Annotated in this window: 12 protein-coding genes and 1 pseudogene; 11 read left to right on the forward strand and 2 right to left on the reverse strand. The window is 64.2% G+C overall.

Going from position 1 to position 13,183, the window contains the following annotated elements; all coding sequences use genetic code 11:
• Positions 1–106 precede the first annotated feature (106 nt).
• A complete protein-coding gene (locus tag IT182_17920; GenBank protein MCC6165227.1) occupies positions 107–382 on the reverse strand; it encodes a hypothetical protein in 276 nt (91 codons plus the stop codon).
• A gap of 117 nt (positions 383–499) precedes the next feature.
• Between IT182_17920 and IT182_17925 the strand changes: the two are divergent.
• From IT182_17925 to IT182_17965, 9 genes and pseudogenes are all read left to right on the forward strand, one after another.
• Positions 500–874: pseudogene (locus IT182_17925) on the forward strand (type II toxin-antitoxin system RelE/ParE family toxin).
• A complete protein-coding gene (locus IT182_17930) occupies positions 855–1,160 on the forward strand; it encodes a DNA-binding transcriptional regulator (protein ID MCC6165228.1) in 306 nt (101 codons plus the stop codon). Before IT182_17925 ends, IT182_17930 begins: the two are co-directional and overlap by 20 nt.
• A gap of 74 nt (positions 1,161–1,234) precedes the next feature.
• On the forward strand, positions 1,235–2,611 hold the full coding sequence (locus tag IT182_17935; protein MCC6165229.1) for a DUF3696 domain-containing protein: 1,377 nt from the start codon (positions 1,235–1,237) through the stop codon (positions 2,609–2,611).
• Positions 2,608–3,129 carry a hypothetical protein gene (locus tag IT182_17940; GenBank protein ID MCC6165230.1) on the forward strand — a complete coding sequence of 174 codons (522 nt, stop codon included), beginning with the start codon at positions 2,608–2,610 and terminating at the stop codon, positions 3,127–3,129. Before IT182_17935 ends, IT182_17940 begins: the two co-directional genes overlap by 4 nt.
• On the forward strand, positions 3,126–3,827 hold the full coding sequence (locus IT182_17945) for an RNA ligase family protein (protein ID MCC6165231.1): 702 nt from the start codon (positions 3,126–3,128) through the stop codon (positions 3,825–3,827). The genes IT182_17940 and IT182_17945 overlap by 4 nt, the downstream gene beginning before the upstream one ends.
• 211 nt (positions 3,828–4,038) lie before the next feature.
• Complete coding sequence (locus IT182_17950) at positions 4,039–4,962, forward strand: hypothetical protein (protein MCC6165232.1); 924 nt, start codon at positions 4,039–4,041, stop codon at positions 4,960–4,962.
• Positions 4,962–5,936 carry a hypothetical protein gene (locus IT182_17955; GenBank protein MCC6165233.1) on the forward strand — a complete coding sequence of 325 codons (975 nt, stop codon included), beginning with the start codon at positions 4,962–4,964 and terminating at the stop codon, positions 5,934–5,936. Before IT182_17950 ends, IT182_17955 begins: the two co-directional genes overlap by 1 nt.
• 216 nt (positions 5,937–6,152) lie before the next feature.
• Positions 6,153–7,544 carry a 3' terminal RNA ribose 2'-O-methyltransferase Hen1 gene (locus IT182_17960; GenBank protein ID MCC6165234.1) on the forward strand — a complete coding sequence of 464 codons (1,392 nt, stop codon included), beginning with the start codon at positions 6,153–6,155 and terminating at the stop codon, positions 7,542–7,544.
• Positions 7,541–10,087 (forward strand): polynucleotide kinase-phosphatase, encoded by a 2,547-nt coding sequence (locus tag IT182_17965; protein MCC6165235.1) that lies wholly within the window; start codon positions 7,541–7,543, stop codon positions 10,085–10,087. Before IT182_17960 ends, IT182_17965 begins: the two co-directional genes overlap by 4 nt.
• A 145-nt stretch (positions 10,088–10,232) precedes the next feature.
• Here IT182_17965 and IT182_17970 read toward each other — a convergent pair whose 3' ends face one another.
• On the reverse strand, positions 10,233–11,132 hold the full coding sequence (locus tag IT182_17970) for a hypothetical protein (protein ID MCC6165236.1): 900 nt from the start codon (positions 11,130–11,132) through the stop codon (positions 10,233–10,235).
• A gap of 995 nt (positions 11,133–12,127) precedes the next feature.
• Here IT182_17970 and IT182_17975 point away from each other — a divergent pair.
• Positions 12,128–12,742 carry a type IV toxin-antitoxin system AbiEi family antitoxin domain-containing protein gene (locus tag IT182_17975; GenBank protein MCC6165237.1) on the forward strand — a complete coding sequence of 205 codons (615 nt, stop codon included), beginning with the start codon at positions 12,128–12,130 and terminating at the stop codon, positions 12,740–12,742.
• Positions 12,739–13,183: nucleotidyl transferase AbiEii/AbiGii toxin family protein (locus tag IT182_17980; GenBank protein ID MCC6165238.1), on the forward strand; the 445-nt coding region annotated here is incomplete at its 3' end. The genes IT182_17975 and IT182_17980, both read left to right, overlap by 4 nt.

Below are 13,183 nucleotides of genomic sequence, written 5' to 3' on the forward strand. Positions count from 1 at the left end.
GACGACATCATGGACACCGACCCTGGTGCCGGACACGATGGTGTGCCCCGAACGGACGCCGGGCAGACGGATCAGGACGGACTGTGATGGCGTGGACACGGACTCATCACCTTGCAGGGTGTGACCAGGCGATCCTGTTGACTTCCACGAGACCGTGTTGGGCCCGCGCGATGGGACGCGAACGGGCGGAAGCGAGTCCTGCAACCACGGCCCACAAGGAGTCGCGCTCATCGGCGGTGAACTCCTCGGTGAGCGCGAGGATCTCGCCGTCGGGCAGCGGCGTCTGCCGACGCCGGAACGTGGCGCGAATCGCAGCCACCAATGCGTCACCGTCGAAGGCCACGCGCCGGGCCGCCATCGCGACGTCGGTGAAGTCCTCCATGCGATATGTGGAGTGATTTCAACACGATTGCCTCAAGCTGAGCGCACCTCCTGTATCGCCCTTCGCTCAAGTCGATACTGCCCGTATCGGGTATACTTCTAGGAGTCGGACTCGTAGATGACCGTCTTGAAGCGCAAGGACTTCGCCCGTTGGCAGGCTGGAGAGAAGGACGCCTTGTACAACGCCGCCAAGGAGATGGAGAACGGCCTGATCGACGCCGATCGGGGCGGCCTCCTGTACAGGACGCGCGTGATTCGATCTGGTGGCGGCAAGAGTGGCGGGTACCGGACCATACTCTCGGCCCGGATCGGCAAGCGCTACGTGTTCCTGCATGGTTTCGCGAAGAAGGACAAGGCCAACATCGCATCAGGAGGAGAAGAAGACCCTGCAGTTCGCCGGCAAGGTATTCCTGGAACTCTCTCCTGCAGACCTGGCGAAGGCGCTGCAGGCGGCATACTGGTGGAGGTGCATTGTGTCCCGCAAACTCATTGAGTCTCTTCGTGGCGACCTCGCCGCGCTGGAGAAGATCGGTGCCATCAGCAAGGTGACGATGCGGCAGTTCGACGCGATTTGCCCTCCGCCCGTACGAGAGTTCACTGCGGCGGACATCAAGCGGCTGCGCGAGCGGCTGAAGTTCAGCCAGCCCGTGTTCGCACACCTGCTGCACACGACGGCTTCGACCGTCCGCAAGTGGGAGCAGGGCGACACGCGGCCGGCTGGACCCGCGTTGAAGCTGCTGAACGTGATCGCGGACAAGGGGCTGAAAGCCGTCTTGTAGGACTGACAGGCCTGCAGCAGCGTGTAGTCAAGTCAGGCACCCGCGACCGAAGCCCTTGCACCAGGGACATAGACATGTTGACCACATTGCGGATCAAGAACTTCAAGGCATGGAAGGACACTGGCGAGGTTAGACTCGCGCCGCTCACGGTGGTGTTCGGCGCCAATAGCGCCGGCAAGAGCAGCCTGGGCCATCTGCTGCTCGCCCTCAAGCAGACCGCATCCTCCGCTGATCGGCGCCGTGCACTGCACACGGGGGATGAAAGCTCTCTCATAGACCTGGGGACGTTTATCGAGACGCTGCATGGGCATGACCAGAAGGCGATGCTCGAATTCCACCTCGGATGGACGATCCCCGGCCAACTGGAGGTGCATAACCCGCTGGACAGAAAGCAAGTCTACCAGGGCAACCGACTCTCACTCACGAGCACAATCGCCGCCGGGGCGAACGAGCAACCCGCGGTTCGGACGGTTCGATATGAGCTTCGCGAAGACGACAGGCCGGTACTGACGGCAAGGCTCTCGAACGAAGGGAGTAGGGTTCAGCTCCGTACTGAGCCTTACAAACTCGTTCATGCCGTAGGTCGCAAGTGGCCGCTCGACCCGCCCGATAAGTTCTACCGGATTTCCGAGCACTCACTTGCGCGCTTCCAGAATGCCGACTTCCTCGCGAGCTTTGCGCTCGAGGTCGAGCGGATGCTCGGGTCGATCAGCTACCTGGGGCCGCTTCGTGAGCGTCCACATCGCACCTACGGCTGGGCGGGCAACACTCCCGAGACTGTTGGCACCAACGGCCAGTACGCCATTGCGTGCATCCTCGCGGCGGAAGCAGCGGGTCGGAGACTCAACCGCAGCAAGGGAAAGCGTCAGCAGTCGTTCACCAGGTTCATTGCGCAATGGCTCGTCGATCTCGGTGTGATCGATAGCTTCACGGTACGCCCAACCGCACCAGGTCGCAGAGACTATGAAGTGAAGGTCAAGACGCGTGGCGAGCACACCGAAGTGGGCCTTCCGGATGTTGGCTTCGGCGTGTCTCAGGTTCTTCCTGCCCTCGTTCAGGCGTTCTATTGCCCGCCGGAGTCGATTGTGTGGATGGAGCAGCCTGAGATTCATCTGCACCCGCAGGTTCAGGCGGAGTTGGCCGACGTGTTCATCTCGGCGGTGCAGGCATACGAGCGGGGACGTCCGCGCAATGTGCAGTTGATCATCGAGACACACTCCGAGCACTTCCTGAACCGGCTCCAACGACGGATCGCTGAACAGGCCCTCGTACCGGAAGACGTCGCGATCTATTTTGCCAAACCCACCTCGACGGGAGCCGCACTGGAGGAGCTGAAAGTGAATCTCCTCGGCGACATCGCCAACTGGCCGGAGAACTTCTTCGGCGACGAGATGGGTGACATCGTGGCGCGCACCGAGGCGGCATCCAGGCGGCGAGCGGCCAGCGAATGACCGTCGTCGTCGACACGAATGTCATCCTGACCGCCAACCGTCAGCATGCTGGCGTGAGCGAGGCGTGTATCGTCTCCTGTGCTCGGAGGCTCCACGAGATCGTGACCGGCGGACGAGTGGTGATCGATGATGAGTACCGCATCCTGAAGGAGTACAAGAACAGAACAACGCCGCATATCGGTAAGCGACCAGGCGATGCATTCGTGAAGTGGCTCTTGCGAAACAACGCCAACGCGGCACGGTGCGATCAGGTGAAGCTCCTCGAGCACGAGCAGCGCGGGTTCGAGAGCTTCCCGGAAGACGACCGGCTGGAGACCTTCGACGCGGCCGACCGCAAGTTCGTGGCCGTGGCGTGCGCACATGCGGGTCGCCCGCCTGTCGCGCAGGCCACGGACTCGAAGTGGATCGATTGGGCGCCCGCGCTTCGCGACCACGGGGTGAACGTCGAGTTCCTGTGCCCGGGGGACATCCAGGGCTTCGACGATAGGAAGAAGCGTCGGAAGGGAAGGGGACGATGATGGAGTTCGTTCGCTTTCCACACACGCCGCACCTGACGTGGCTTGGAGCGGGCAAGCCTCGCCACGACAAGGTCCTGGCTTCCCGGGAAGTGGAGGCTCTGCTCGCTGGTGATGTCATCGTCGAGGAGAAGGTCGATGGTGCGAACCTCGGCTTCTCGGTGGATGAGGACGGCACTATCCGGGGTCAGAATCGAGGCAGCTATCTCGACCTCGATGCCCCGCAGGGGCAGTGGAAGCCACTCAAGCGCTGGCTGTCCACCAGACGCCACGCCCTTGCCCAGGCGCTGGGACCTGAACTCCTGCTCTTTGGCGAATGGTGCTACGCCCGGCACAGCGTGCGGTACACGCACCTGCCTGATTGGTTTCTCGCCTTCGACGTCTACGACCGACGGAAGGGTAGGTTCTGGAGCGTCGACAGGCGCACCGAGTTTACGAAGGCGTTGGACATCCGAACGGTGCCGGAGTTGGGCCGTGGGCGCTACGACGTTGCGCGCTTGACGACACTGCTCGGAAAGTCGCAGGTCACGGATGGCACCCCAGAGGGTCTCTACGTGCGGCGCGAAGTGGGTGGTGTGCTGACGGCCCGCGCCAAACTGGTACGCGCCGAGTTCACGCAGACGATGGACGAGCATTGGTCCAGGCGCCGATTGGAAGAGAATCAACTCGCGACAGGACTCGGAGGGGACGCGAGGGCCTGAATGCCCAGGACGACAAAACCCGCTACCGTGAGCGGGTTCTGCAGAGCACCGTATGGTCCGCCTTCGCGCCTGCGGCGCTTCGACGAGACAACTTTTCGCTGGAGCGCTGTGCGAAGAGTTGGTTGCGGGGGCTCACCCCCGACTGTGTCGGCTTCTCTGTTGGACGGCAGCGTGATCGCTCACTTTCCGCTGCATTTCAAGGAGTTCGCCGATGTACGACCCACGATGGGGTGATGACGCGCGAGAGCGCGAAAGCGGCTCACGCGACCTGAGTCGAGGCGGCCGCAGTGGCACAGATTCCCGCGAGCGGGAGCGGGAACGCGTCGAGCCGCGTGAGGTGTTCGCCGGCCACGTCAGACTGCCTCGTGGTCAGGAACGCGAGCACGTCTGGGTGCGCGAACACAGCCACATGCTCCGTGGCTCGGAGAGCCGCACGCTGGCCTCGGTGGGGGCGTTCCGCGCCATCCCTGCGGACGACCTGCGCGACGCGTTCGACAAACCCCTCGATCCTCGACACGGTGATCTGTGGCACCTCCGCGGGGAAGGCCTCGTACAGACTCACCGGGTCGACCGCGACACCACCGTGGTCACGTTGACGAAGGAAGGGCGTGACCTGCTCGAATCCCACCGTCGCGACCAGGATGCGCCAGACCGCCAGACGTTCACGCACGGCGTGCAGCGCCCGCGCGAGTTGAAGCACGACGCCGAACTGTACCGGGCGTACCTCGAGGAGGCCGAGCATCTGCATGACGCCGGGGCGACCATCCACCGCGTCGTTCTCGAGAACGAGCTGAAGGCCGAGTATCAGGCATTTCTGCAGGAGCCGAATCGCGACCGCGAGGACAGCGATGGACGGCCGGAGCGGAGCCTACTGGAGATCGAAGCCTGGGCGCAGGAACACAGCCTGCCGTGTGACGACCAGGGACACGTTCAGTTCCCGGACCTGCGCATCGAGTACGACATCGACGGCCGCGACGACGTGCGCGATGTCGAGGTCATGACGCCGCACTACCGAGGTGCGCACGCCGCGGGAAAGTCGGGCTCCGGGTTCAGCCTCTACTTCTCCGGTCGCGGGGGTGGTGGGGGAGGGCGTGGTGGCAGTCGTTCACGCGGCTACATGGAGGAGTTCCTCTGATGTTCTTCGACGAACGGGTGCAAGCCGTCGCCAAGAAGGGGTTTACCGAGCGTCAGGCGCGGTTTCTGACGACCGTGATGCTGCACGCTGGTGTCTGCGTTCCGCGTCAGTACGCACGCTTCTGCGGCATCGTGCACGGGCAGAAGACGCGGCAGTTCTTCGCCAAGCTGGTGCGCCTCGGCTACGCGTCGATGCACGACTGCCGCCACAACCGCGCTCGCATCTACCACGTCACCCAGCGCACGCTGTACGCGGCCATCGGCGAGTCTGACAGCGGACTGCGACGACGGCTGACGATCAACCGAGCGATCCAGCGGCTGATGGTGCTCGACGCGATCGTCGAGGATCCCGATCTGATCTGGCTCGCCACAGCCGCCGAGAAGGCCGCGCACCTGTCGGCGCTCACCGGGATCGCACCGACCGAGTTGCCGCACGTGACGATTGGAGATGGCGACACGCGGCAGGTCCGGCTCTTCCCGGAGCGACTCCCCATTGGCATTCACCTCGCCGGCCGAGGTGTCATCGTCTACGTCATCGACCGCCCGGACCTGGACGACTTCCGGGTGTTTCTCGAGCGCCACGCGGCGCTGCTGCGCGCCCTGCCCATCTGGACGCTTCGCATTGTCGTCCCTCCGCACCTTCCGGGCATGGCGGAGCGTGCCAGGCACGCGGTGCAGTACCAGCTGACGGAACCCTTCAGAGACGTCGTCGTCAACGAGATGCGCTGGTACTTCGAGCAGCTTCGATCGTCGTCATCCACCGAGGCCGAGCGCCTTGCGCGGGCGCGCAGGGCATTCGCGTCGTCTCGCGCCCAGGCGATCTATCGATGCTGGAAGCAGGACGGGGAGGCCGCGTTGGTCAGCGTCGGCAGCGATGCCATTCGCAAGGCTGTCGAGGCCGGGAGTGGGAGAGTCGAAGTTCTCGAACTCGGCCATCGGTATGGTCATCTCTCTCCCCTGCTTGCCGTGTCTTGAGTGCCGCTATTCCGGTCGCGGGCCGTTGTTCAGCGGGAACCGTCGGAGGCACAGCTCGACACTGCAGTCTGCTCACAGCCCGGCGACCCAAAGTGATGCGTTGAGGAACACGCCTCTGGTGCCGCGAGTTCAGGGACGTTTTTCGCACCTCCGCCTTCAGGACGGACGGAAGCCGGGTCTCGGTATACTGAAGGGCTACTGTCGCGAGCCAGAGACATGCTCCTAACCATTCGAACGACACACCGACCGGCCACCGATCTGGGCTTCCTGCTGCACAAGCATCCGGAGCATGTCCACTCGCGGGAGTTCCCCTTCGGCAACGCCACCGTCTTCTATCCGGAGGCGACCGAGGAGGCGTGCACGGCTGCCGTTCTGCTCGATGTCGACCCCGTGGCGATGGTTCGCGGGCGCGGCGGCAAGGGTGGCGCAGAGGACCAGTACGTGAACGATCGGCCGTACGTGGCCTCGTCGCTGATCTCGGTTGTTCTGACCCGCTGGTTCAATTCGGCCATTGGCGGCAGATGCGAAAAGAAACCCGAGTTGACGGCCCTGGCCCTGCCACTCGAGGCGAGGATCGCGGCGGTGCCTTGCCGCAGTGGTGAACAGTTCCTTCGGACGCTCTTCGAACCCCTTGGATACGAGGTGGAGGCCAGGCGGCACGAGCTCGACGAGAAGATGCCCGCGCTCGGCACGAGCCGTCTCTTTACCGTCACGCTGCGGGCGACACGGCCTCTGTCCGAACTGCTCACGCACCTCTACATCCTGATCCCAGTCCTGGACGACCAGAAGCACTATTGGGTCGGCGACGATGAAGTCGAGAAATTGCTGCGCCGGGGCGAAGGCTGGCTCGAAAGCCATCCCTCGCGTGACGTGATCGTCTCCCGCTATCTGGTCCACCAGCGCGGCCTGGTTCGAGACGCCATCGCGCGGCTGACGGCGGAAGAACAGCCGGAAGAGGAAGCGGCTGCACAGCGGAAGGACGAACAGGAAGCAACGATCGAGCAGACGATCAGCCTCAACGAACGACGACTGGATGCTGTCGTCGAGGTGCTGAAGTCATCCGGGGCGACACGCGTGCTCGACCTCGGCTGCGGCGAAGGCAAACTGCTGCGCCGGCTGCTCGCCGATCACCAATTGGCCGAGATCGTCGGGATGGATGTCTCCGGGCGCGTGCTCGACATGGCAGAATCTCGTCTGAAGCTCGATCGATTGGCGCCGACGCAGCGCGCGCGGATTCGCCTGATGCATGGATCGCTGATGTATCGGGATGCCCGGCTCAGTGGTTTCGATGCGGCGTCTGTTGTCGAAGTCGTCGAGCATCTGGACCCACCAAGGCTTCACGCGTTCGAGCGCGTCCTCTTCGAGGCGGCGCGGCCGTCGACCATTGCCCTCACGACGCCGAACGCAGAGTACAACGTGAAGTGGCCGTCGTTACCCGCAGGTCGATTTCGCCATCAGGACCACCGCTTCGAGTGGACTCGTGTGGAGTTCCAGGGCTGGGCCACTGATGTTGCGTCACGACACGGCTACGCGGTGACGTTCCAGCCTGTTGGAGACGAGGACCGCGAGGTCGGTCCGCCGACGCAGATGGCGGTGTTCACGAGATGACCTTCACGATCCCTGAGCTGTCCCTGGTGGTCCTGATCGGTCCGTCGGGCTGCGGCAAGTCGACGTTCGCCCGCAGGCACTTCAAGCCGACCGAAGTGATGTCGTCGGACGCCTTTCGCGCGCTCGTGTCGGATGACGAGAACGACCAGTCGTCAACTGACGATGCGTTTGCCGCGCTGCATTTCGTGGCGGCGCGACGGTTGGCCAGAGGCAAGCTCACAGTCGTCGATGCGACCAACGTCCAACCCGAAGCACGCAAGCCGCTCGTCGCCCTTGCACGTGAGTATCACGTGCTGCCGGTGGCCATAGTCCTCGACCTGCCCGAGCGTGTCTGCCACGACCGCAATCGAGTCAGGCCCGACCGAGACTTCGGCGCGCACGTTGTCCGTAATCAGAAGAGCCAGCTTCGCCGATCGATTCGCGGCCTCGGGCGCGAGGGCTTCAGGCACGTGCACGTCATGACGTCGCAGGACGACGTCGAGGCAGCTGTCATCGAGCGCCAGCCGCTTTGGAACAACCGGAAACACGAGGCGGGGCCGTTCGACATCATCGGCGATGTCCACGGGTGCTGCGACGAGCTGGAACAGCTTCTCCAGCATCTGGGCTACGACCGGACCGACGGCGGAGCGTGGTCTCACCCAGGCGGGCGGAAAGCGATCTTCGTGGGCGACCTCGTCGATCGCGGCCCACGCGTCGTCGATACGCTGAAGACCGTGATGTCGATGTCACAGGCAGGGTCGGCCCTGGCTGTGCCTGGGAATCACGACATCAAGTTGAAGCGTAAGCTCGAGGGCCGCGACGTCACGGTGTCGCACGGCCTCGACCGAACGCTGGCAGAACTCGACCAGCAGACGCCAGAGTTCCGATCTGAGGTGCAGACGTTCCTCGATGGGCTTGTCAGCCACTACGTGTTCGACTCCGGACACCTCGTCGTGGCGCACGCCGGGATGAAAGCCGAGATGCAGGGCCGCGGCTCAGGTAAGGTCCGCGACTTCGCACTCTTCGGCGAGACGACGGGAGAGACCGATGCGTTCGGACTGCCGGTCCGCCACAACTGGGCAGCCGAATACCGTGGGCGCGCCAGCGTCGTGTACGGACACACGCCGGTTCCGGATCCGGAATGGCTGAACCGGACGATCAACATCGACACCGGATGCGTCTTTGGCGGCAAGCTCACCGCCCTACGTTGGCCCGAGAAAGAACTCGTGTCCGTGCCGGCGTTGCACACATACGCCGATCCGATCCGCCCGTTTCTGCCGGACACCTCCACGCCGACGCTCAGTGCCCAGCAGACGAACGACGATCTGCTCGACATCGACGATGTACGCGGAAAGCGGCTGATCACGACGAGGTTGCACCGAAGCGTCACGATCCGCGAGGAGAACGCAGCCGCCGCGCTAGAAGTCATGAGCCGCTTTGCGGCGAACCCGAAGTGGCTGATCTACCTGCCGCCGACCATGTCGCCGAGCGAGACGAGCAAGGCCGAAGGCTTGCTCGAGCACCCTGCCGAAGCGTTCGGCTACTACCGGTCGAACGGCGTACCGACCGTTGTCCTCGAGCAGAAGCACATGGGCTCACGCGCGATCGTCATCGTCTGCCGAAGTCAATCGGTGGCACGCGAGCGATTCGGGGTTCTCGAAGCCGAAGACGGGATCTGCTACACACGGACCGGACGCCGGTTCTTTGAAGATGCTTCCCTGGAGAGAGAGCTCTTGGCCTCGGTCCGGGGCGCTCTCGATCGCAGCGGATTCTGGGAGCAGTTCAACACCGACTGGGTCTGCCTGGACTGCGAACTGATGCCCTGGTCAGCAAAGGCACTGGAACTGGTCCGTCAGCAGTATGCGTCGGTCGGAACGGCGGCGCGGGTGGGACTCGGTGAGGCGGTTCGCGCGCTCGAGGCCGCTGGCGCGCGAGGCGTAGACGTTGGCGCGCTGATAGAGCGCCATAAGGTCCGGGAGGAACTCGCCGATCGGTTTGCCCGTGCCTATCGGAACTACTGCTGGCCGGTCGAATCGCTGCGCGACATCCGCATTGCCCCATTCCATGTGATGGCAACGGAGGGTGCGGTTCACTCCGACAAGGATCACGTGTGGCACATGACGACGATCGGGAGCTTCGTCGATCCAGATCACGGGCTGCTGATCGCGACCCGGTATCGCGTCGTCGACCTGTCTTATCCCGAGAGCGAGTCGGCCGCAACGGCGTGGTGGACCGAACTGACGGAGAACGGTGGCGAGGGGGCGGTAGTCAAGCCCCTGGCATTCCTCGCGACCGGTTCTCGCGGTCTCTTGCAGCCGGCTGTCAAGTGTCGCGGAAAAGAATACCTCCGAATCATCTACGGACCCGAGTACACGTTGCCGGAACACCTTGGCCGGTTGCGACAGCGCGGCCTTTCGGGTAAGCGCTCGCTCGCCTTGCGCGAGTTCGCGCTGGGGATCGAAGGCCTGGAACGGTTCGTCCAGCGAGAACCTCTCAGACGCGTCCACGAATGCGTCTTTGGCGTCCTCGCCTTGGAGAGTGAGCCGGTCGATCCACGGCTATAGACCGTCGTCAGTGTGCAGCGATGCCTTCCAGAAGGCGGTCGAGGCCGGCAGAGGGATCGTACAGACGATAGCTGCAGACCATAGCGACGTGCCTCGTCCTGCGACGGCGTGGTGGCTACAGGTCGCTAGCCAGGGCTTCCGCCACCTACGTTTCGGGAAACGGCCACTCGCTCGGATACGTCGGACGAAGGTTGGGGCCGCCCTCGTCGGCATAGGCAGTCGACTGCTGCGCAAGCCGTTCGGGTACGTGACCCACGTGCGCCAACACGTCGTCCTGACCTGCCCACGCCGGAGGTGAGATGAATCCGATCTCACCCTCGCGATCGGCGGCGACTTCGAACTGCGTCCATCGAGAAAGGTAGGGTGGCCCCAGGGCAACCGCCATGGCGCCGTCTCGCGGTATCCCTGTCCAGAATGACGCGCACACAGGATGCCGCTCAGCCTCACGCCACTCTTCGGCGGTGCCAGAGTAGAGGCGATAGCGCCGCAGCAATCGAACATCTGCGTAGAAGGCGTGGACGTCGTGCGTCATGCGCCGCCACAGACGCTGTAGCGCCGTCGGCCAGCCGCTCTGTTCAAGCACGGACGCGTCGAGCGTGAGTGTCACGCGGTGGCTCCGCCAGAGGTCCCCCGGACGACGAGCACCCACGCCGATTGACAGCGTGACGTCGACGACGGGCCGCTTCGGGCACCAGACGGTAGAGCCCAGGTTACCTGGAACGAGATACTCTTCCTCGAGGAAGTCAATCAAGTGTTGGCGACCCGTCTCGCTGTACCGGAAGGACGGCGGTTCGTACAGCCCATAGCGGACAGGCAGCGCCTCTGGGACATGCTGTTCAAAGCAGTCGACAACTCGTTCGAGGCCCGCGCGCGAGGCGAGTCGGGCGTCTACCGAGAACCACGACAACTGCAGCGCGGTCAGCGTCGCGCTGCGAGTACCACCCACGTACCGCCGCACGCCGGCAGGCGTCGTGACCGCATCACTCTGGAGATCCACGACCACGCCATGACTCTGCAGGGCGACTGCCTTTGCGACGCGTCTCACGTGTGCATAGGCTGACTGCGGCGCGGCGTTCGGCTCCAGATTGAATTCGACCATGTGGGTGATGCCAGGGAGCAGGGCGTGAACGGCCTCCGGCACGTCCTCCGGTTCCACGCGGTGCACCGGACCTGCAACGATTTGCCAACCGCGGCGCGCCCACGCCCAGACCTCATTCTGTGTCTCCCACTGGCTGTGATCCGGAAGGCAGGTTGGTAGGGGAGGGCGCTGTGTGGACCACACCTGCAGGTCGTAGCTCAAGATTCGTCCGTTCGAAAGGTGTCAAGTTGCCGCCGGGGCGAGGCGCGTTAGGAGAGTCGTTCCCGGTTTCGGTCGCAGGTGAGCACGGGTTGCCACCTGGGGCTCCGCTCGAACTGTCGGCCGATGAGGTAGCCGACAGCCGCCCCACCAGCAATGCCCAGGGCCTTCGCGGAGCCGGTGAAGTCATCCTGGGGGACCATGATGCCAGCTCCCGCGCCGCCGCCAAGCAGTGCGCCGATCCATCGGCGTCCTCGCGCGGCCGGAACGTGCCTGGCGATCCGGAGGACATCCTCACGCTTTAGGGCGGTGTCAGTCCCTTCGACCCTCAAGTTGACGACTTTGTCGCTGACCGCTCTGAACGAGCCAAGGACGACTGAACCATCCCGGTGCTCCACGCGGGTTCGTGAACCTGGCGCGACTGCACTGAGTGCGTCCCACCCGACACAGGGCGGCTGAACAGAAAGGGCTGAGGGTGAGCCGACGATGGCGCTGGCCAGACATAGCCAATGACCGGCCCACGGTTCTCAATCTCAACGGCATAGAGCTACTCGCACAAGAGGCGTCTGGGCTTGGCTCCGAGGCGAACTCCCGGGGAACGAAGGACGATGTTCGCACAGATGATGGCTGCCGATCACAGCGAAGTGCCTCGTCGTCGCTGGATGGCCTGAGGCGAGCTGGGGGGTGAAAATGTGTGGCAATAATACGTAGAGACATTATAGTATTGCCACCGGGCAAATCTCATGTACAAGCGCGAATGGGACACCGTCCTCTACGGAATCGCCGAAGACCAGGCTGGGTTCTTCACGGCTGCCCAGGCCCGGGTGGCCGGGCTCCATCAGGTCCGTCTCATTCAGCTCGCCCAGCACGGCGACATCGAGCGCGTGTCGCGGGGCGTGTACCGATTGACTCGGTTCCCGATTTCCCGGCTCGGCCACTACATGGAGGCCGTTCTTTGGCCGCAGGTCCGTCGGCCCGATGTCGTCGGCGTCGTGTCCCATCAGTCCGCCCTCTCCATTCACGAGTTGTCTGACGCCAGCCCCGCGCGCGTCCACGTGACACTGCCGACAGCCGTTCGCATCCGCCGCGACGTGCCCAACAGTCTGGCCATTCACTACGCGGACCTGTCGCCAAACGACGTCGAGCGCGTTGAAGGTGTGCCCGTCACGACACCAGCCAGGTCCATCCGCGACGCACACGCCAGCCATCTTGGGAACGACCTTGTTCGCCAGGCGATCGCCGACGGACGACGATCAGGAGTGCTTTCAAATTCCGAGGCTGACCGTCTGGAGCGCGAGTTGCTTGGAACCCGGCCGAAACGCCGTCGCGCGGCGCCCGCGCGCGTGGATGTGACGTGACCGCGAAGAGACCGACCGGCCCGCCGCCCTCGGCTGGCGTGCTGGCGAGGTATGCGCAGGCGTACGCGCGCGAACTTGGGGTCGCCGAAGGCCGTGTGCGCGCATGGGTCGCCTACATGATCCTGGCGGGTGTGCTCGAGCGTGCCGCCGGTCTCGACGGGCCACGGTTCATCGTCAAGGGGGGCGTCGCGCTCGAACTGCGGCTGCGTGCCCGGGCTCGGGCCACCAAGGACATCGACCTAGTCCTCCGGGACACGAAGGCCGACCTCGCCGACGCGCTCGAAGAGGCGCTGACCGGTGACGCCTATCAGGGGTTCTCGGTCCGGCGCAAAGGCCAGCCCCTGCTCCTGGACAACGGCGCCGTCAACATGGAGTTCGCCGTCACGTATCGGGGCCAGCCCTGGACCAGCATCAGCGTCGACATCGCGCGCGCGGAGGCTG

It is taken from the genome of Acidobacteriota bacterium, from assembly GCA_020845575.1.
Lineage (GTDB): Bacteria > Acidobacteriota > Vicinamibacteria > Vicinamibacterales > Vicinamibacteraceae > Luteitalea.

What these genes read in the sequence shown, in the direction of transcription:
- IT182_17920 (MCC6165227.1), bottom strand. Translation starts at nt 382, where the DNA reads ATGGAGGACTTCACCGACGTCGCGATGGCGGCCCGGCGCGTGGCCTTC.
- IT182_17935 (MCC6165229.1), top strand. Translation starts at nt 1,235, where the DNA reads ATGTTGACCACATTGCGGATCAAGAACTTCAAGGCATGGAAGGACACT.
- IT182_17940 (MCC6165230.1), top strand. Translation starts at nt 2,608, where the DNA reads ATGACCGTCGTCGTCGACACGAATGTCATCCTGACCGCCAACCGTCAG.
- IT182_17945 (MCC6165231.1), top strand. Translation starts at nt 3,126, where the DNA reads ATGATGGAGTTCGTTCGCTTTCCACACACGCCGCACCTGACGTGGCTT.
- IT182_17950 (MCC6165232.1), top strand. Translation starts at nt 4,039, where the DNA reads ATGTACGACCCACGATGGGGTGATGACGCGCGAGAGCGCGAAAGCGGC.
- IT182_17955 (MCC6165233.1), top strand. Translation starts at nt 4,962, where the DNA reads ATGTTCTTCGACGAACGGGTGCAAGCCGTCGCCAAGAAGGGGTTTACC.
- IT182_17960 (MCC6165234.1), top strand. Translation starts at nt 6,153, where the DNA reads ATGCTCCTAACCATTCGAACGACACACCGACCGGCCACCGATCTGGGC.
- IT182_17965 (MCC6165235.1), top strand. Translation starts at nt 7,541, where the DNA reads ATGACCTTCACGATCCCTGAGCTGTCCCTGGTGGTCCTGATCGGTCCG.
- IT182_17975 (MCC6165237.1), top strand. Translation starts at nt 12,128, where the DNA reads ATGTACAAGCGCGAATGGGACACCGTCCTCTACGGAATCGCCGAAGAC.